Genomic DNA, 19,026 nt, shown 5'->3' with positions numbered 1-19,026 from the left:
GCAAATAAGAGAGTTTATTATGTCTAAATATCAAGAAGCAAAACGCGTTGTACGTGAATACTTCAGCGCAATGGAAAACGCAACTCACGAGAACGTGGCAGAAGTACTAAAAGCACATACTTCAAAAGATTACCTATGGCGTGGTGTTTACCCATTCCGTGAGCAACAAGGCGCTCAAGCAGCGGCTGACGTTTTCTGGGCTCCTTTGATGAAATCAATGACTCGCATGCAGCGTCGTCAAGACATCTTCATCGGTGGTGAGAACGAAGTAACATCAGGTGAAATCTGGGTAATGAGCATGGGTCACTTCATGGGTCTATTCGACGCTGAATACCTAGGCATGCGCCCAACTGGCAAAATCATGAACATCCGTTACGCAGAGTTTAACTGTGTTGAAAACGGCAAGATCACTAAGACTGGCCTATTCCTAGACCTTCTAGGTGCGATGGACCAAGCGGGTTGTTACCCACTACCACCATCAACAGGTAAGCACTTCGTATACCCTGGTCCTCGTAACCACGACGGTCTACTGTTCGAAGACGCAGCACCAGAAGAAGGCGTAGCAACACTAGCACTAGTGAACAAGATGGTTGATGACCTATCTGCACTAAACGACAGCGGTGCTATGGGTTGCCCACCAGAAGTTCTTGAGAAGAGCTGGTCTAAAGACATGATCTGGTACGGTCCATGTGGTATCGGTGCGTCTTACACAATCCCTCGTTACCAACAGCAGCACCAATTGCCGTTCCGTAACAACCTGAAAGACAAGAAGTTTAACGGCCACGTATGTCGTTTCGCAGAAGGTAACTTCTCTTGTTTCTTCGGCTGGCCAAACCTATCTAACACGCCAATCGGTGGTTTCCTAGGTATGACAGGTGGTGAAGTACGTGCAGACATGCAAGTGGTTGACGTTTACTACCGTGACGGCGACAAGCTATCTGAGAACTGGGTACTGATCGACCTTCCTTACTGGCTAAAACAGCAAGGTCTAGACGTGTTCGAGCGTACTCAACAGATCCTAAACCCTTCTCTATAAGAAGTCCTAGGGGCGGATTGTCAACCCGCCTTTATGTTGCCTGAATCCCCTCTCGGTTCAGGTGACATGCTCCCAACTCGTGCCTCAAGGATGGGGCACAACCTCAAGATAGAACCCTTATTCAAAACGGGCATGAACGCACGGTGGCTTTCTGCGCCCTGAATAATGAGATTGATGATGAAAAAGTCGACCCTTTCTGCAGTGATTTTAGCAGCGCTTACTTCTAGCTCAGCCTTTGCTGCACACACTTTTGTTAATGACGCTGGCGACAGCCTAACCATCGATGGCCGTTTCGATCTTCGCTACCAAGACCGTGGCGATGATGACAACGGCGAATGGAACAGCGGCAGCTCACGTTTCGGTTTGAAAGGCCAAATGGGTCTGGATAACGGCTGGACTGGTTTCGGTCACGCGGAATGGGGCTACAACTCTGGCGCGAACGGCGACAACATTTACGACCGCTTGCTATACGCAGGTGTTGATCACGAAAAATACGGCAAGATTGCTGCGGGTACTAAGCAGTGGTCTACCTTCTACGACGTAGCATGGTACACCGATTTAGGTCGTGTATTCGGTACTCGTGGCTCAGGTGTTTACAACCTAGCTGACTGGGGTATCGCATCCGGTGCTGGTCGTGCAGAAAACTCAATTACGTACCGTAATTCAATCAATGAAAAAGTGAGCTACGGCTTTACTTACCAAACCACGCGTGAAGATGTTGCTCTAGCAGGCAATGCGACAGCCTCACTGAAAAACGGCATGGGTGCGTCGATCACTTACAAACCCGTTGATGGCGTAACACTGGGTGCGGCTTACCATCAAAATGAAGTTGCTGATTTAGACGCAAGCGTGGTTGGCGTAGAAAACGGCGACAACATGCGCATCATGCTATTGGGCGCAAACTACAGCAACGGTGGCTTCTACGCAGGTGCGACTTTCCACGTTGGCGAAAACTGGGAAGCAGTGAGCCAAGGCGGTACGGACGTAATGTTCGATACCCTAGGTGGCGAAATCTACACTTACTACCACTTCGATAACGGCCTACGCCCAACGTTGAACTACAACTACATGGAAGATCGCGGTGACGAGACACAAGGCTACGAGCGTAACTTGCTGATTCCTGGTCTTGAATACCACTTCCAGAAGAACAAATTCCTAGTTTGGACTGAATACCAGTTCGACCTAGGTAAAGATCAGTACGATGGCAGCAAATTCGAAAACCGTGATGATCAATTCGCGGCAGGTATTCGCTACTACTTCTGATAATACTCATCGCTCACCACCTATACCCAAGTAACCTTAAGGTGGTGAGTGATGAAGTTCTTATCAACACTAAGCAAAGTTATCTTGAAGCCAAGTAGTCATCACTTCACTAATAATTAAAGGCTGCTCAAGCGTAGATAGATGCCCACACTCAGGGATAACATGAAGCGTGACGTTTGGGATGCATCTCTCCATAAGCAGATGATTGTCTAGCGGACAAAGCTTATCTTCTTTACCTGTTATCACCAACGTAGGAGCTTGAATGTCCGCCAATAAAGGTCGAGCATCCGGGCGAGTTGCTAACGCTTTAGCATGTGCTTCAAATGCCTCCAAACCTACATTGACCGCCATGCCTTCTATACGCTCAGTTAACGCTTTGTCTTGCAAACGGCTTGGATGAATCAGCACTGGCATTAGAGTATCAGGCGTAATGCGTTCAAACTCACCATTTAATGCCTGACTAACCAGTGCATCACGCTTTTGTGTCACCTCTGGCTTTTCATCTGCTGCATTGGTATCCATGAGGATCAAGCCTTTGACTCTGTTTGGCGCTTGACGGTACACCTCAAAGGCAAGAATCCCACCCATTGATAGGCCACCCAAGACAAACTCCTGCGGTGCGTCTTGCAACACTTTCTGCGCCAGCTGTTCCATTGACGGCAATGAGGCCAGCGTCGGGCATGAAGGCTCAACCCAACTTGGCAACGCTCGGTTGACTTCCTCAAACAATGTGCCATCACAAAGTAGTCCGGGTAGCCAAACTAACGAGGTGGGTTGCGTCATTTTATTCTCCTGCCAGCGGCTTTGGTTGATCAGACCCAAGAATGCAATACGTCAAACTATTACCACGCAAGTTCGTCAGTGAGTATGACGCACCTTCTGGAACATTCAGCACATCACCGCGCGTTAAAACAACACTCGCTTGTTCGCCTTGATGCGTGAGGACCACTTCAGTATCGCCATCAAAGTTGATAAGCACTTGTTTTTCTTCTCGGCAGTGTTGAGGAATCGAGCCACCTTCAGAAAGCTCATAAGCCATGATGCTCACTTCATCTTCACTCTTTACTTGGAAGTCATAACTCGCCAAAGGATGACCCGTTAAGGCGTATTGTTTCACGTTGCTTCCGCCGAAATCGCCTTTGATTTCACGATAATCTTTTTGCAGAGCGACAAATGGCATCATCTCTTCTGCGGTGTAGGTATCGAAGGTCGCGAGCTCTTCTTCGGTAAGCAGCGGCATCAATTCTGATTCTTGTGGCACCGGGTCGCCATTAATGGTGTCCACGAGTGTGCCATCGGCTTTGAGGTATAAACCATAACCTTGACTGTCTTTAATAACGTTTGGATGCCAAATAACGCCGCCACCTGAATCGTCGCCGCCAAGTACCGAGAACATAAAGCCGTAATCGCGGCCAACCACTTCAAATCCACGGAAGAGATTGGTTGGAATCGAGATGACGTCACCGTGAGACAACACCGCCTCATGCTCTCCATCGTTCCCCCAATAAAAACGGAACTGACCTTTGAACACCAAGAAAAGCTCAGCGGTACGATGAGAGTGCAACGAATTTTTGATGCCCGGCGGTTGGCCTGCGGCACCAATATTAAAGCCCGCCGTATCGCGAATATGAACATGCTGACGACTGCTCTCTGCCACCCCAGCACCGATAATGCAAAAGTTATCTTTGAGATCACTGCCTGGCGTGCGCGCATCAATAAACGCACTCGTACCCGGAATCAGTTCCATGTAGCGGACCAGGTTATTATTCATTTTAGATTGTAGAGTCATTGTAAATCCTTGTTGTCCTTGTTTGGACCTAGCCTTTGAATTGTTAGTTACAAACCTAAAGTTAGTTACAAACCTAAAGTGTGTTACAGACCTAAAGGTCGCCCACCATCAACCGCGATGGTATTGCCTGTCGAGAAGGTCAGAAGATCTGCAGCGGCGTACACGGCTTGAGCGACTTCTTCATCATTGGCTAAACGCTTAAGCGGTGTGGATTGTTCTTGTTGATTACGCCATGCGTCATCCAAGCCTTTGACAAACTCAGTGTCGACAAGCCCTGGAGCAACAGCCAGAACTCGAACCTCGGGAGACAGAGCGCGAGCTAAAGAACGGGTCATGTTCTCCGCGGCAGATTTACTTGCACAGTAAGCAATGTTGCTCCCCATCGCAGTCTGTGCCGCGATAGAAGTAATGTTCACCACACAACCATTGGCTTGCTTAAGCCAAGGCTCAAACGCTCGAACCATGGCAAAAGGCGCACGGACGTTCACTTGGAAAATTTGGTCAAACAGCTGGTCATCTAAACTTTGCAAATCAGAGTGCGCGACGAATTTCGTCATCCCCGCACAGTTGACCAACAAATCCAGCTTGTCGCTTATTTCACTGACTTGATGTTTAAGCTGTTCAATCGCACTAGAATCTGCCACGTTCAATTTGAATGCTAGATGCTCGTTACGTGGCAGCGAGGAAAGCACATCCTCGGCCGCTTTCTGATTACTGTTGTAGGTCAGAATTACGCGATATCCCGATTCAGCTAGCTTGCGACAAATGGCGGCACCCAGTCCGCCACTGCCGCCTGTGACTAAGGCAAGTTTCGACATATTACGCCTCTTCCACTTTGCCTTTGTAACGGCGCACACGAATATCCGCTTGCTCTTTGTGGCCAGCAAAACCTTCGAGTGCACACAAGCGAGAGCAGTACTCACCGACTTTTAGCGACGCAGCTTCCGTTACACGCTGGTAAGTACAGGTCTTGATAAATTTACCTACCCAAAGACCACCGGTGTATCGCGCTGCTTTCTTCGTTGGCAGTGTATGGTTGGTACCAATACATTTATCGCCGTAAGAAACGTTGGTTTCACGACCTAGGAACAAGGCACCGTAGTTGGTCATGTTATCTAGGAAGTATTTAGGATCTTCCGTCATCACTTGAACGTGTTCAGAAGCGATATCGTCTGCCACTTCCACCATTTCTTCGTAGCTATCACACACAATCACTTGTCCGTAATCTGCCCACGCTTTACCCGCAACTTCAGCCGTTGGGAGAATGGTTAACTGACGTTCAATCTCTTTGATGGTCTCTTGTGCAAATGTCTCGCTGTTGGTCAGCAAGACAGCGGGAGAGTTGTAACCATGCTCGGCCTGACCAAGCAAGTCTGCCGCTGCCAATTCCGGGTCACAGCCTTTCTCATCAGCAATGACCAAGGTTTCCGTTGGCCCTGCAAACAAATCGATACCAACGCGACCAAACAACTGACGTTTTGCCTCTGCCACAAATGCGTTACCCGGCCCTACAATCATATCGACTGGCGCAATAGTCTCCGTGCCCAATGCCATAGCTCCTACCGCTTGAACACCACCGAAGCAGTAGATTTCATCCGCACCCGCCATTGCCATCGCAGCGACAATCGCCACATTCGGCTGGCCATTAAACGGTGGTGCACAAGCAATAACACGTTTTACGCCCGCGACTTTCGCCGTCAGTACACTCATGTGAGCGGATGCAACCAATGGGTATTTACCGCCAGGGATGTAACAACCCACGCTGTTTACTGGAATATTCTTATGCCCCAGTACCACACCAGGCATGGTTTCTACTTCGACGTCTTTCATTGAGTCACGTTGAATTTGAGCAAAGTTTCGAACTTGTTGCTGAGCGAACTCGATATCATGACGAGTCGATTCATCAAGCGCATCCACACAGGCTTGGATTTGCTCTTCTGACAGGCGGAATTGCTCCGGCGACCAGTTATCAAACTTTTCAGACAACTCACGTACAGCGCTATCACCTTTCGATTCAATATCAGCAAGAATGTTTTCAACAATCTGACGCACTTTTGCGTCGTTTGATGCTGATGCTTCTTCAGTGATTCCGTTTTTTAAAATGCGTGCCATTGGTTTTCTCCTTGAACATTGAGGCTGACGAACGGTTATTTTTATGCTTTTGGATACGAATGCAAAATCAGATTAAACACTTAATTAACATTTGACAAGTTAAGTCAACAAACCACAAAAACCCCCCTTAAGCCTTTGTATTAATTAATTTAAACAAATAAAAGCAAGTAATAAGGACCTTGATTGAGTTTAATTTTTAATCAAAAATGAGTTTTAGATCACATCATTTTTACTCATCATTTACATTTCTCCGTGTTAGTTTTTGCATACCTTTGCAAAGGAGATAATCATGAGCAATTTTAAGCAACGTCTGACTAAAGAAACGCTATTAGGTACATTTGTTAAAACCCCTCACCCTCACATTATCGAGGTATTGGCACTGGCAGAGTTGCCTTTTGTGGTACTGGATGCAGAGCACGCACCTTTCGATCGTTCCTCGCTTGATCTGTGCATCATGGCGGCCAGAGCGAATGACCTCGCGTGCGTGGTACGAGTACAAGACAGCGCTCCTTCAACCATTTTGAACGCGCTTGACTGTGGCGCGGCGGGTGTACAAATTCCCCATGTTTGTACTGCTGAGCAAGCGACGCAACTGGCGAAAATCTGCCATTACGGCGAAGGTGGCCGAGGGTATGCTAGTTCCAGTCGAGCAGCGCAATACGCCACTAAGCCCATGGTTGAACACTTAAAAGACAGCCGTGCGAATACGATTGTCATTGCACAAATTGAAGACCCTCAAGGGGTCGAAAATGTTGAAGCGATTGCCAATGTTGAAGGTATTGATGCGCTCTTCATTGGCCAAGTTGATCTCACTGTCGCTTATGGTGCTGATAGCGTTCATGATGAGAAAGTCGCACAAGCAAGTATGCGAGTAATCGAAGCGGCCAGAGCCGCCAATAAACCTGTTGGCATGTTTGTCGCAACGGCTCAACAAGCTCGGGAATGGCGTGAACTCGGCGTTAGCTTCTTTTGTGTTGGGTCTGAACACAAAATGATCATTGATGCCTTCAAACAAGAGAGAAATGTGATGAATTCTTGAGTTTTCTCTGATATTTACGCCTTATCAATGTAATGCTCTAGACACAGAAATCCCCTAGCCCATACACTCAGCACGTATGAGCAGGTTCAATGGCCTTAAATAAGGAGTATCACCATTAAAGCGAAAGTAACTTCGATCGACGTCGCGAAGATGCTCGGCGTCTCTCAATCGACGGTATCTAGAGCATTCAGCCCGACTGCGAGTATTAGCGAGAAGAAACGCAAAATGGTGATGGATGCCGCAGCTAAGCTCGGATACACACCGAATGCCATCGCCCGAGGTCTGATTTCGAATCGTTCAGGCTTAGTGGCGATTGCGTTAGATAGCGAATCAAACCCAATGTACGACATGCAATCTCGTGCTTTGGCTGTCGAAATTCAAAAGCGTGGCGGACAAGTTGTGCTTTGCCCTATCGACAAGGACGACCTCGATCTCGCCATTTCACGCGCCATTGAATACCAAGTGGACGGACTCGTTATCGCCACCAGCCGTTTAACTTCACGCGCGTTTGCCCAATGCGAAAAGTTTGGCGTTCATTTAAGCTTGATCAACCGCTACGCCGAGGGTATTAATGCCAACAGCTCTGGTATTGATAACCGCTTGGCGGGCCAACAAGCAGCCGAGTATTTAACGCAGAAAGGCGCAAAACAGTGTGCTTATATCAGTGGCGATGCTGGCTCCATGACCAGTGAAGAGCGTTGGCTGGGTTTCTCTTCAAAATTGCAAGAACTCGGCTCCCCGTCACCAACCTTTATCCAAGCCAAGTACAGCTTTGAAGCAGGCTTAGAAGCGGCGAAAGCGATCTTGTCGCACACTAGCAAACCCGATGCAATTTTTTGTGCAAACGACATCCTCGCCATGGGTGTGATGGATGGCTTGCGACAAGCCGGAGCAAAGATCCCCCAAGACTTCTCTGTGATGGGTGTAGATAACATTCCGATGTCTGCATGGCCGAGCTATGATTTGACCACCATTGCTCAACCAGTCGACAAAATTGTTAAACGAGCGGTTGAAGACTTGATGAATCGAATCAACGGCAACCTGGATGCAACTGGCGAATACCTTTTCGAGCAAGGCACCTTGATCGAACGTAGTAGCACCATTTAATAAATCCATTTTTATTCATTCTTCATAAAACAAAATGCCTTGCTTTCGAGTAAGGCATTTTCTGTGATCACGATTAAATTTTCACCAATCGTTATTTAATACCTCATCAATTCATCAATCTTGTTATTGACTTGTTACTTTAATGTTTTATTTTGGATTCGTATGCAAAATGGATATGAATTGCTCAACTAATTTATAAAAACATAAAAAGTTGTGTGACTTGCCGACGAATGCCCATGGCAGGTCATACCAGAAACAAGGAAGAACGATGAAGAAAGCAATCCTTACTTCACTTACCGCACTGGGGCTTGCATTTAGCAGTATGAATACGTTTGCAACCAGTGTTGTTCGTCTTGCTCATGACAGTCAAGAAACCTCTCCCGTACACAAAGCAATGCTCTATTTCGAACAAGAAGTGGAAGCTCGCTCAAACGGTGAGATAGAAGTTGAAATCTATCCGGCAAGACAACTAGGCGATGTGCGTGAGACGACTGAACTCGTGCAGCAAGGCAACTTACAAATGACGTTTGGTGCGTCAGTTTTACTCTCTCCCTACGTCCCAGAGTTTAACGTGCTCGACGTGTTCTACCTTTTTGATAGCGAAGAGCAAGCACACAAAGCGCTCGACAGTGAGAAGATCGGACAACCATTGTTGAATGCTATGGAATCAAAAGGCTTTCATGGACTTGGCTTTATGGAGGTCGGCTTTCGTAGCGTAACCAACAACAAACAGCCAATTGATAGTATTGAGGATCTGAAAGGGCTAAAGATTCGCTCGGCATCTAACCCCACTCAAATAAGCGCGTGGAAATCTATTGGTACTGCACCAACACCTCTGTCTTGGGGAGAAATTTTCACCTCGTTACAACAAGGCCTGATTAACGCTCAAGAAAGTGCTATCTACTCTATTTATGCCGAACGTTTTTACGAGGCACAAAAGTACCTCTCTTTAACTAACCATATATACACCAACTACGTGTTGTTCATGAACAAATCGTTTTGGGATTCACTGCCGGCCGCACAACAAGCGCTGATCAGTGAAGTAAGCAAAGAAACCATCGTAAAACAGCGTGAGCTCGCCGCTAAGCAAAACCAAGAAGTAATCAAAGAGCTCGAAGCAAAAGGCATGACGGTTAACATCGTCCCAGACGAGGTACGCAGCATCATGAAAGAGAAAATGAATGCGGCCGTGTACCAGGACTTGCGCAGTAAAACGGGTAAAGACTTGTTTGACAACGTGATGGCCGAGATAGAACGCCTATAACTCCCACTCTTTTTCACGATCTGGCAACAGGTCGTGCTTTCTCGTTTTGGAGGTGAACATGAAGTGGTTTCGCTTACTAGGCAAATACCTAGAACCAACCCTTATCGTTATCGCGATCTCAACGATGACAACTTTACTGTGCTTGCAAATCGCCCTACGCCTGTTCGATGCAACGATCGCGTGGGCTGAAGAGCTGGCTCGTTATTTATTCGTATGGGCGATGTACCTGAGTATCAGCTATTGTATCCGAGATGATCGGCACATCCGCATTCGTGTGTTCATCGATAAACTTCCGGGCAATTGGACGCAATTCAGTTTGATTGTTTCTGATCTTATCTACCTTGCCTTTAGTGCAACTGTCGCCTGGTTTGGATTTAAGGTTATAAACCGCAGCCTGCAACTCGGTCAGATTGCACCCGCAATGGAAATTCCTATTGCGTGTTTGTATGCCTCTGTTTTAGTTTGCGCACTATTAAGCTGCGCGCGCCTAGTGACAAGCATTTATCAACGTGTGAACGCGTGCTCCACCAGCAATGAACGAGTTCGCTTTTCTCGCCAACGCTATCGCCATATCAAAGCAAAGTATCGTACTTCTAACCGACTATTGGAGTTTAACGCATGACGTCTGCACTTTTGTTTGGCAGCTTTGGTCTGCTTCTGCTCATTGGCGTTCCGGTCGGTATTGCTCTGGCGGCAGCCAGTATGGTCGCGATATTAAGCCTGCCATTCCTTAACATCGAGTTTTTAGTACAAGGCTTGGTGACAGGGCTCGACTCCTTCCCTCTCCTCGCCGTCGTTCTTTTTACCTTAGCAGGTAACCTTATGAGCCAAGGAGGGATCTCAAAACGATTATTGCATGTGGCGGAGGTCTTCTTTGGCCACTTTACTGGCGGGCTTGGTATCGTGGCCATTGTGGCGTGTATGTTCTTCGCATCCATCTCTGGAACAGGGTCTGCCACTGTTGCCGCTATCGGCCTGACGATGATTCCTTCGATGGTGAAGAAAGGCTACGACCGCAGCTTTGCAGGTGCTTTAATCGCGTCCTCCGGCGGAATTGGCGTCATTATTCCACCCTCTGTGGTGATGATCGTCTACGCGATCACTGCTGAAGTCTCCGTCACTAAGATGTTCATGGCGGGCATCATTCCTGGCTTGGTCGTCGGTATGGTTTTGATCGGCTATTGTCTAATTGTCTCAAAATTGCGGGGCTACACAGGTAACGAGCGCAAAGCGACCTGGGCAGAGCGTCTTGATGCGCTAAAAGAAGCCAGTTGGGCAATGCTACTCCCCGTGATCATTCTCGGCGGTATCTATTCCGGTATCTTCACACCTACCGAATCAGCCGCCATTGGTGTGCTCTATGGCTTATTCTTTGGCATGTTTGTTTATAAAGAGCTCAAACCAGCGCAAGTTGTGAAAATCATTCTAGAGTCGTCACTGTTAGTTGGCGCAGTACTCGTCATTGTGGGTGCGTCCGTGACGTTTGGCCGCATATTGACCCTAGAACGTCTACCGACCGAGATTGCTCAGTTCATTCTATCGATTACTGAAAACAAACTTCTGATACTGCTTTGCATCAATGTCCTGTTGTTGCTTGTCGGTACCTTTATGGAAACGCTGGCAGCCATTGTTATTCTCACGCCAATTCTGTTACCCATTACGTCAGCACTCGGCATGGACCCAGTTCATTTTGGTATCGTGATGATCGTGAACTTGGCCATTGGCTTTGTTACGCCTCCTCTGGGTGCCAACCTGTTTATGGCAAGTCAGGTAGGCAAAGTACCGATAGAGTCGCTCTCTAAAGCCATCATGGGTTGGATTGGTGCAATGATAGTGGCCTTGATGTTGATTACCTTCATCCCTGCCATCTCGCTATCATTACCTGCGCTTTTATCCTGATCGTTGCACTCATAGAGCGCTTATGACTGTTATAGCCACTAGATAAACACCTTTCTAGTGGCTTATTCGTTATCTACTTCCGATTTAATAAAAAAGCCTTTAAGCATTCGTATGCAAAGGGAAAATCTGAAAGATATTAGGATAATTGACACCAAAATAGCTGAATATTAGCGATAAAGTCTATTTGGGTGCCTTGATCTGCATGATTATCAGTTTTGGCTTAATCATTTGTTTCCATTCAAACAGATCAAAATAAATTAAGCGATTAAAAAACAATAAGATACTAGAAAATTCATACAAAAAACTTTGACCTCCTTTCTTATTAACACGTCTCGATAAGAGATAGCTTCCATCTCGCCTGTACTTTTTTAGTTTATTTTCCGCTCAATTGTTAAAAATCTGATCATCAGCACGCTATTTAAACAACCGAAAAACAATCCGTTGACAAAATGGCAACATGATATATTTTGAATACGTAATCAAAACATAATTATTCAATTACGGAGGTGATTTATGGCCATGGTTGGCTTCGATGAAAAGTGGCGTGATTTTCCCGACTACATTCTTGGTATCACAAAAGAGATTTGGGAAGACCGAGGTTTAAACACCTTAGAACACTACTACTCTCCCGACATTGTTGTGCGTACTCCACTCTCTATCGTTCAAGGAAACGAAGGGGTGATCAGTGCAACAATGGCGACACTGGCCGAGTTTCCCGATCGCACGCTATATGGCGAAGACGTCATTTGGTCAGGCACCCCGGAACAAGGCATGCTTTCTTCTCATCGAATCATCTCTACTGCAACACACAGTGGCAACGGCTTCTACGGGCAAGCCTCGAACCGCAAAATTCGTTTCCGTATTATCGCAGATTGCCACGCTATCAATAACCAAATCAATGACGAATGGTTGGTTCGCGATCAAGCCGATATCGCGAAACAACTGGGTATGACGTCAGAAGAGTTTGCACGCCAACAAATCGAATTTGAAGGTGGCGTGGAATCAAGCCCATTTCCGTTCACACCTGAAGTCGACATTCCTGGACCTTATTTGGGCGTAGGCAACGACAACGAATATGGTCAGCGATACGAAGCAATTCTCAGAAGCCTTATGAATGCCGAGTTCTCTATAGTACCGAAAGAGTACGACCGCGCTTGCATCGGCGAATACAGTGGCGGTCAAACTGCCCTATCACACTCGGAAGTCGATCATTTTTGGATGGCACTTCGTGCGTCTTTCCCAAATGCTCAATTTACCGTTCACCATCGTATTGGCCGAGATGACGACATGATGTCACCACGCGCGGCAATTCGATGGTCTTTGCACGGTAAGCATGAGGGATACGGGATGTTTGGTAAGCCTTCAGGAAAAGAGGTTTACATCATGGGGATCAGCCACGCTGAGTTTGGCCCTTGGGGTCTTCGTCGCGAATTCACTTTGTTTGACGAGACCGCAATCTGGAAGCAAATCCTGCTACAACAAGGCTAACGGCTGACTAAACACTATTTATTAAAATCACAGACAGTAAGGAAGCAACATGTCACTCAACATCATCGAACAGTTCTACCAGAACTACTTCAAAGCCGCAGACATCGAGCAAAAACAGGCCGCTCTGCAAACTTTGAACCCTGACGTAAAATGGTGCGTGGCGCACCCTGTGAACGATCTTAATGGCCCAGATGCAACCCACGAATCTTTCCTCTCACCACTTGTGAATGCTTTGCCTGACGCCGAGCGCCGACCAATAATTGTGATGCACGGCGAATACGAAGGCCGCACTTGGTACAACTCTACCGGCTACTTTATCGGTACATTTGAACAACCACTGTTTGGCATCCCAGCAACAGGGAAAACACTCTACTTGCGTTACACCGAAATGGTGTGTGTGGAGAACGACCAAATCACCGAATCATACATGATTCCAGACTTCATCGATGCGATGAATCAAGCAGGCTGCAACCCTCTTCGTAAAAGCTTAGGTCACGATGGCTTGGTTCCTTCTCCTGCAACTTCTAACGGTATTCAACAATCTATTGTGTCTTTGGAAGAAAGTGAAAAGAGCGCCCAGCTGGTTGAAGATATGCTGTCTTGCTTGGGTCGTTTTGATGGCAAAGATCTTTTCTCGATGGATTTAGAAAACTACTGGCACAATGACTTCATGTGGTACGGCCCTGCTGGTATTGGTACTACACGCGGTATCAAAGGTTTCCGTAACCACCATCAAGCGCCATTTGTGTTTGCCTTCCCTGACCGAAGTGTCGATATTGAGGTCAATTTTTTGGCCAAAAATGACTACGTATCCACAGGTGGTTGGCCACATATGCATGGTACTCACACTGGTCACAGTGGATGGCTCGGTCTTGCCCCAACCGGAAAACACATCGAACTTCGCGTTATGGACATTTGGCGACGCGAAGGCGATTTACTGAAAGAAAACTGGGTGGCGATCGACATCGTTCATATCCTGCTGCAACTTGGCTATGACGTGTTTGCACAAATGAAAGAACAGTTAGAAGGACCTAATTATGCATGAGTTTGGCGCACTTAACTGGAGCATCCTTGGTGGATACATAGCCCTAACGCTAGTATTGGGTGCGGTGATTGGTAAGCGAGTAACTTCAGCTAGCCAATTCGCCTTGGGTGATAAGAACATCCCTTGGTGGGCGATCGGTATTTCAGTCGTTTGTACTTACGTCAGTGCCATGTCGTTCCTTGGCGGGCCAGCTTGGTCTTACAAAGAAGGCCTGTCGGTTATCGCGATTCACCTCAATTATCCGCTGGTGATCTTCTTCATCGTGGCTGTGTTTATGCCGTTTTTCTACAACAACGGTTTAACCTCTATCTACGAGTATCAAGAACGACGCTTCGGTAAGGCTTCACGACTGACTTTGTCGTTTATCTTCCTTATCAAACAAGCATTGAGCTCGGCAGCCGTACTCTACGCGACAGCAATGATTTTAGAGTTCATTACTGGTATCGACGTGATGTACTGCATCATGATCGTCACTGCAATTGCCCTCATCTACACCGTAATGGGCGGTATAGCGGCTGTCATTTGGACCGATGTTATTCAAGCAGTAATCTTATTTATTGGCGCATTCATCATCATCGAAGCCGTGTGGAATGGCATGCCTGCCCCGATGACGGAGGTCATGGCAGAACTCAAAGCGAAAGGAATGACAGATGCCCTACAAACAAGTTTTGACCTAAGCCAAGTAACGACGGTATGGGCCGGCGTTATCGCAATGACGATGTTCCACACCACCGTGTATGGCGGTAACCAGATGATGGTACAACGCTGTATGGCCGCGAAAAACATGGGCGATGCGAAAAAGGCAATGTTGATGATGGGCTACGTGGCCTTCTTTATTTACTTTGTCTTTATCTTGCTTGGCGTCCTGTTCAACGCTTATTACGACGGTAAAGAGTTTGAAAACGGCAATACCATCATTCTTCATTATGCGAGTGAATATGGAATGCCAGGCTTGATGGGCATCATTGCCGCAGCGATTCTGGCGGCAAGTATGTCGAGTCTCGATTCCGCATTTAACTCAATGGCGACCGTTTCTGTGGCTGACTTTTACAAACGCTTCTACAAGCAAAACGAGTCGGAAGAGCATTACTTGAAGGTATCGCGCTTCTTTACAGTTGCATGGGCAATTTTGGTCATCATTCCAGCAATCATGTTTGCCACCAGCACAGGCTCGGTACTGGAAGTGCTGAGTAAGGCAGGCTCTTACTTTGTCGGTGCGAGCTTCTGTATGTTTGTCCTTGGGTTCTACTCAAAACACATTACTGAAAAAGGCTTGTTGATTGGCGTTGCTGCTAGCTTCTTGGTGATTTGGTATGTAGCCGTTGCGACCGATATTGCGTGGCCTTGGTATTGCGTGATTGGCGTCCTTGTGAATGCCGTTGTCGCTTACATTGCTAGCCTTCTCCTGACGGGTAAACAAGATGAAATGCATCTTTACACAGTGAAAGGCCAGCAAGCGGAATATGCTCGTCTAAATAAACCAATCAAGGAAGATGGTTGGTATGTCGTTCCCGGCAAAATCGATGCTCCATGTTATGGCTTACTAGTGATGTTTGTATTCTCTCTCGTGATGCTTTGGGGGATCAACGCGTTTACCGACAACGCTCCTATGCTGATTAACTTTATGCGTGGCTGCTCTATTCTTGTCGCTACCGCTTGCATCGGATACATGGGGTATTCACTCCTCTCCCCGAAACGTAAAGTTGCAGTCAAACAAGCAAATTAATGTTCTTTACGTAGATACTGTACGTCTAACAAACGGACAGTATCTACGCTCTAGATCTAGTGCTAGCTCAAAGCAAACCAAATGGGTTAACCCACATTTTGCTTTTTAATACTCCAAAGCCATTATTCTACTTAGGATACCCCGTCAGAACATTTATGAATACGTACCTATTTATGCTAGTCTTATGACCTCAATTACTGGCAACTAAGTTTTATTCATGAAATCAATTAAACACGTAGTCACATCAAAAGATGTGGCAAAGATGGCAGGCGTCTCTCAATCTACTGTATCGCGCGTGTTTGTTCCGGGTAGCTCAGTATCCGAAAAGACCAAGCAAAAAGTCTTTGAAGCGGCTAAAGCCCTTAACTACCGCCCTAACGCCTTTGCACGTAGCCTGACCACAAACGAATCGAAATTGATAGGTTTGGTGTTTCCTGATGCGGATTACCCTATCCATATGAAAACACTGCAATTAATTTCCAGTGAGTTACAGAAAAAAGGTTATTCTGCCGTATTGATTCCATGGCAAGTGGATGAAGAAGAGGGCCACTCAATCCCAAATATCTTCCAGTATCGCGTCGATGGTGTCATTGCTGCTTCCGCAACCTTCAATAAGTCCCTTTATGAAGAATGTGAAGAGTTTAATATCCCAATTGTTCAATACGCACGAGTTGTTGAAGGTACTAGGAGTAGCTACGTTATCAGTGACAACTACGAAGCAGGCCAACAAGCTGCGCAACTTCTGCACAAAAGTGGCGTGAAGAACGCGGTTTATTTGACGGGAGAAGTGCCAACCTTTACGAATGACGAACGTCAAAGCGGCTTCTGCTCTGAATTTGAAGACCTAACCGGCAAGACGCCACGCATCATTGAAGCCAGCTATGACTACGCGAGCTCACTTGATAAAGTCCGTGCCATACTGGCAGACAAAAATCGGCCTGAAGCGGTGTTCTGTGCAACCGATAACCTTGCGATGGCGGTCATGGATATCGCCCGTATAGAATGCGGGTTGAGGATTCCTCAGGACTTACAAGTCATTGGTTTTGATAATATTCCTCAGACAGAATGGTTAAGCTATCAATTAACCACGTTCCGCCAGGATTTCCGTCGCCTCGCTCGCGAGTGCGTGAAGATCATTGTTGATCAAATTAATACGAAAAACGGCAGCCTAGTAAAAATGATGGTGCCAGTGAAGTTAATCGAGCGCCAGACAACAAAAGCTTAAATAGCTATAGCCAGCCATTCGGTTGGCTTTTTTATTTGCCTCTGACTCCCAAACGGCTCATTTAGTGTTGTAAGCATTAATGAACCCATGTATATTTATGAGCTATTACACTATATGAACCAAACAAAAAAAGGCTCATAATCCTTATGACCACGTATCTTTACACTCGTTATTCGCCAAAAAATCGAGCTTACCAAGAGCACCTTAATACTCTAAAAGCTTTTGCTCCCGAAGCTCAGCATTTTGAGGATAAGGTTCGTGGTTGCATGCCTCCAACCGAGAGAGAGGCATTCTTACGACTGCTCGATTCCGTCAGAGCTGGGGATACGATTGTGCTCTGGTGGCTGACCGCATTTGGTCGCGACTTTAGTCAAGCATTGAACACGGTAAAAATGCTACTCGATAAAGGGGTAACATTGAAAACTGTATGTGAATCAATAACTTTTGAGCCAGGTTCTGTTCAGACTCAAACACTACTCACAGTGTTATCTGGATATGGGAAAGTGCAGACTGAACATCGCCTGTTTGCCGCAGAGCAAGGGCGACAGGCCATTAAAGAGCAGCCAGAATTATGGAAACAGAAGTTTCGCGGCCGCCCCGCAAACAAAACCAAACACCAACAGATCGCAACGTTACTGCTAGAAGGCTACACATTGCAAAACGTAGCAGAGCAATGCGAAGTCAGTCTATCGACTGTGAAGCGGGTCAAAGCAAAGCTAAATGAAGTGGATGACGAAGGCGGCTTAAGCTCACGACGCCAAAAAGGTTGTTTGAATGGAGACCAGTCATGAGTCGCCCAATCAACTTTCATACTATACTACTCGCCTGTCTTATTATTAGCGTTGGCCAGTTGAGCATGGGGCTAGTTATGCCCTCTTTGCCATGGATAGCAAAAGACTTTTCCATCTCCCTCGACCAAGCTCAACTGCTTGTGAGTATTTATTTGCTCGGCTTTGGCCCCTCTCAATTTATATACGGGCCAGTGTCAGATGCTTTAGGACGAAAAAGAGTATTACTTACCGGTTTACTCATCGCGATGTCTGGTCTGCTGATGATTATTTTCTTCAGTGACACATTTACAGGGATGGTGATGGGGCGCTTTTTACAAGGGTTAGGTACAGGATGCTGCGCGGTACTCGCTAGGGCGTCGACTCGAGATAGATTTAGCGGGGATGAACTCCCTGTGGCAATGTCTTACATCGCCATGGCGGCTTCAATCACGCCACTTATTGCACCTGTAATTGGCGGCTTTATCAACTTCCACTTCGGTTGGAGTATGGTGTTTATTTCTCTGTTGGGCTATGTCTCGCTGGCCTGGGTAATCATCGCCTTTAAGTTCACAGAAACCATCGCAAAACGTTCTGTCATTCCGTCACCCCGAAAAATGTTGCTCCAATACAAGAGCTTACTTACGTCTCGTTACTTTATGAGTTTCGCCAGTATCAGTTGGTTAAACTTCAGCTTAATGATTACGACAGTCTCTGTGATGCCATTTATCATGCAAGATCAAATTGGCATGACCTCCGCTCAATACGCGATGTGGGCGCTCATTCCCGCTTTGGGTATGTTATGTGGTACCACGATTTGTAACCGAGTAAGGCCAATTATTGGCAATAAAAAAATGCTGCTTTGCACCCCATTTCTTCACCTCGCTGCCGCAATATGGTTATTTTTCTGCCCTGTTGAGCCTCTATTTCTGATGCTAGGACAGCTATTAATGATCTTGGGTAATGGTATTGCCCTACCTTGTGCACAAGCGATGGTAATGCAACCTTATAAAAAGCAAGCAGGTGCCGCAGCGGCAATGTCTGGTGGTGGACAAATGGTCGTCTCCTCATTGGTCAGCTTAGCTCTGGTGCAGCTTGGATTGAGTCAAGCATGGCATCTAGCGATCGTTATCGTAATATTTGCATCGCTTACCTTCACCAACATTCAACGTGGCTTCAGTGCAGAGCAACCTTCAGAACAATAACAAAAAACATACTATTGTCCTTATAGCTACAACAAATCGTATAAACTTAAATTTAGGAAAA

Annotated in this window: 17 protein-coding genes; 13 read left to right on the top strand and 4 right to left on the bottom strand. The window is 46.6% G+C overall.

Annotated features, from left to right (window positions below; translation table 11 throughout):
• Positions 1-19 precede the first annotated feature (19 nt).
• Together R7F67_RS03085 and R7F67_RS03080 are read left to right on the top strand one after the other, a co-directional pair.
• On the top strand, positions 20-1,036 hold the full coding sequence (locus R7F67_RS03085; RefSeq protein WP_053350178.1) for a nuclear transport factor 2 family protein: 1,017 nt from the start codon (positions 20-22) through the stop codon (positions 1,034-1,036).
• A 177-nt stretch (positions 1,037-1,213) separates the two neighbouring features.
• A complete protein-coding gene (locus tag R7F67_RS03080; RefSeq protein WP_258475671.1) occupies positions 1,214-2,299 on the top strand; it encodes a porin in 1,086 nt (361 codons plus the stop codon).
• Between the two features lie 69 nt (positions 2,300-2,368).
• Here the strand turns inward: R7F67_RS03080 and R7F67_RS03075 are convergent, their stop codons facing one another.
• The 4 genes from R7F67_RS03075 to hisD form a co-directional block, all read right to left on the bottom strand.
• Complete coding sequence (locus R7F67_RS03075) at positions 2,369-3,082, bottom strand: alpha/beta fold hydrolase (RefSeq protein WP_064369576.1); 714 nt, start codon at positions 3,080-3,082, stop codon at positions 2,369-2,371.
• A gap of 1 nt (position 3,083) precedes the next feature.
• The gene (locus R7F67_RS03070) at positions 3,084-4,088 is read right to left on the bottom strand and encodes a cupin (protein WP_005374765.1); all 1,005 of its coding nucleotides are present in this window, start codon (positions 4,086-4,088) and stop codon (positions 3,084-3,086) included.
• Between the two features lie 83 nt (positions 4,089-4,171).
• Positions 4,172-4,906, bottom strand: coding sequence for an SDR family NAD(P)-dependent oxidoreductase (locus R7F67_RS03065; RefSeq protein WP_025768659.1), 735 nt, complete (start codon positions 4,904-4,906; stop codon positions 4,172-4,174).
• Between the two features lies 1 nt (position 4,907).
• On the bottom strand, positions 4,908-6,200 hold the full coding sequence (gene hisD, locus R7F67_RS03060) for a histidinol dehydrogenase (protein WP_005374756.1): 1,293 nt from the start codon (positions 6,198-6,200) through the stop codon (positions 4,908-4,910).
• Between the two features lie 289 nt (positions 6,201-6,489).
• On the opposite strand from hisD, the gene R7F67_RS03055 reads away from it, so the two are divergent.
• The 11 genes from R7F67_RS03055 (at position 6,490) to R7F67_RS03005 (ending at position 18,965) form a co-directional block, all read left to right on the top strand.
• Positions 6,490-7,239 carry an HpcH/HpaI aldolase family protein gene (locus R7F67_RS03055; RefSeq protein ID WP_318056885.1) on the top strand — a complete coding sequence of 250 codons (750 nt, stop codon included), beginning with the start codon at positions 6,490-6,492 and terminating at the stop codon, positions 7,237-7,239.
• A 150-nt stretch (positions 7,240-7,389) separates the two neighbouring features.
• Positions 7,390-8,346 carry a LacI family DNA-binding transcriptional regulator gene (locus tag R7F67_RS03050; RefSeq protein WP_025768661.1) on the top strand — a complete coding sequence of 319 codons (957 nt, stop codon included), beginning with the start codon at positions 7,390-7,392 and terminating at the stop codon, positions 8,344-8,346.
• A gap of 268 nt (positions 8,347-8,614) precedes the next feature.
• Positions 8,615-9,610: a TRAP transporter substrate-binding protein gene (locus R7F67_RS03045; RefSeq protein ID WP_176311365.1), complete on the top strand. Its 996-nt coding sequence runs from the start codon at positions 8,615-8,617 to the stop codon at positions 9,608-9,610.
• Between the two features lie 58 nt (positions 9,611-9,668).
• A complete protein-coding gene (locus tag R7F67_RS03040; protein ID WP_054574865.1) occupies positions 9,669-10,232 on the top strand; it encodes a TRAP transporter small permease in 564 nt (187 codons plus the stop codon).
• Positions 10,229-11,509, top strand: coding sequence for a TRAP transporter large permease (locus R7F67_RS03035; RefSeq protein ID WP_054578612.1), 1,281 nt, complete (start codon positions 10,229-10,231; stop codon positions 11,507-11,509). The genes R7F67_RS03040 and R7F67_RS03035 overlap by 4 nt, the downstream gene beginning before the upstream one ends.
• 513 nt (positions 11,510-12,022) lie before the next feature.
• Positions 12,023-12,997, top strand: coding sequence for an ester cyclase (locus R7F67_RS03030; RefSeq protein WP_053307979.1), 975 nt, complete (start codon positions 12,023-12,025; stop codon positions 12,995-12,997).
• A 49-nt stretch (positions 12,998-13,046) separates the two neighbouring features.
• Entirely contained in the window at positions 13,047-14,042 is a 996-nt protein-coding gene (locus R7F67_RS03025; protein WP_054578611.1) for an ester cyclase, read from the top strand.
• A complete protein-coding gene (locus R7F67_RS03020) occupies positions 14,035-15,768 on the top strand; it encodes a sodium:solute symporter family transporter (RefSeq protein WP_017820102.1) in 1,734 nt (577 codons plus the stop codon). Before R7F67_RS03025 ends, R7F67_RS03020 begins: the two co-directional genes overlap by 8 nt.
• Before the next feature lie 217 nt (positions 15,769-15,985).
• Positions 15,986-16,993 carry a LacI family DNA-binding transcriptional regulator gene (locus tag R7F67_RS03015; RefSeq protein WP_017820101.1) on the top strand — a complete coding sequence of 336 codons (1,008 nt, stop codon included), beginning with the start codon at positions 15,986-15,988 and terminating at the stop codon, positions 16,991-16,993.
• A 146-nt stretch (positions 16,994-17,139) separates the two neighbouring features.
• Positions 17,140-17,784 (top strand): recombinase family protein, encoded by a 645-nt coding sequence (locus R7F67_RS03010; RefSeq protein WP_186585586.1) that lies wholly within the window; start codon positions 17,140-17,142, stop codon positions 17,782-17,784.
• The gene (locus R7F67_RS03005; RefSeq protein ID WP_318056884.1) at positions 17,781-18,965 is read left to right on the top strand and encodes a multidrug effflux MFS transporter; all 1,185 of its coding nucleotides are present in this window, start codon (positions 17,781-17,783) and stop codon (positions 18,963-18,965) included. The genes R7F67_RS03010 and R7F67_RS03005 overlap by 4 nt, the downstream gene beginning before the upstream one ends.
• The last annotated feature ends 61 nt before the right edge of the window (positions 18,966-19,026 follow it).

The sequence above is a fragment of the Vibrio sp. YT-17 genome, assembly GCF_033337375.1.
GTDB classification, from domain to species: domain Bacteria; phylum Pseudomonadota; class Gammaproteobacteria; order Enterobacterales; family Vibrionaceae; genus Vibrio; species Vibrio alginolyticus.
The sequence above is the reverse complement of the archived record's forward strand: the minus strand, read 5'-3'. Positions and strand labels throughout refer to the sequence as shown.

Excerpts from the sequence above, each read along its gene's own strand:
- R7F67_RS03045 (WP_176311365.1), top strand. The coding sequence starts at position 8,615 with ATGAAGAAAGCAATCCTTACTTCACTTACCGCACTGGGGCTTGCATTT.
- R7F67_RS03050 (WP_025768661.1), top strand. The coding sequence starts at position 7,390 with ATGCTCGGCGTCTCTCAATCGACGGTATCTAGAGCATTCAGCCCGACT.
- hisD (WP_005374756.1), bottom strand. The coding sequence starts at position 6,200 with ATGGCACGCATTTTAAAAAACGGAATCACTGAAGAAGCATCAGCATCA.
- R7F67_RS03035 (WP_054578612.1), top strand. The coding sequence starts at position 10,229 with ATGACGTCTGCACTTTTGTTTGGCAGCTTTGGTCTGCTTCTGCTCATT.
- R7F67_RS03015 (WP_017820101.1), top strand. The coding sequence starts at position 15,986 with ATGAAATCAATTAAACACGTAGTCACATCAAAAGATGTGGCAAAGATG.
- R7F67_RS03055 (WP_318056885.1), top strand. The coding sequence starts at position 6,490 with ATGAGCAATTTTAAGCAACGTCTGACTAAAGAAACGCTATTAGGTACA.
- R7F67_RS03070 (WP_005374765.1), bottom strand. The coding sequence starts at position 4,088 with ATGACTCTACAATCTAAAATGAATAATAACCTGGTCCGCTACATGGAA.
- R7F67_RS03075 (WP_064369576.1), bottom strand. The coding sequence starts at position 3,082 with ATGACGCAACCCACCTCGTTAGTTTGGCTACCCGGACTACTTTGTGAT.
- R7F67_RS03025 (WP_054578611.1), top strand. The coding sequence starts at position 13,047 with ATGTCACTCAACATCATCGAACAGTTCTACCAGAACTACTTCAAAGCC.
- R7F67_RS03010 (WP_186585586.1), top strand. The coding sequence starts at position 17,140 with ATGACCACGTATCTTTACACTCGTTATTCGCCAAAAAATCGAGCTTAC.
- R7F67_RS03080 (WP_258475671.1), top strand. The coding sequence starts at position 1,214 with ATGAAAAAGTCGACCCTTTCTGCAGTGATTTTAGCAGCGCTTACTTCT.
- R7F67_RS03085 (WP_053350178.1), top strand. The coding sequence starts at position 20 with ATGTCTAAATATCAAGAAGCAAAACGCGTTGTACGTGAATACTTCAGC.
- R7F67_RS03030 (WP_053307979.1), top strand. The coding sequence starts at position 12,023 with ATGGCCATGGTTGGCTTCGATGAAAAGTGGCGTGATTTTCCCGACTAC.
- R7F67_RS03020 (WP_017820102.1), top strand. The coding sequence starts at position 14,035 with ATGCATGAGTTTGGCGCACTTAACTGGAGCATCCTTGGTGGATACATA.
- R7F67_RS03005 (WP_318056884.1), top strand. The coding sequence starts at position 17,781 with ATGAGTCGCCCAATCAACTTTCATACTATACTACTCGCCTGTCTTATT.
- R7F67_RS03065 (WP_025768659.1), bottom strand. The coding sequence starts at position 4,906 with ATGTCGAAACTTGCCTTAGTCACAGGCGGCAGTGGCGGACTGGGTGCC.
- R7F67_RS03040 (WP_054574865.1), top strand. The coding sequence starts at position 9,669 with ATGAAGTGGTTTCGCTTACTAGGCAAATACCTAGAACCAACCCTTATC.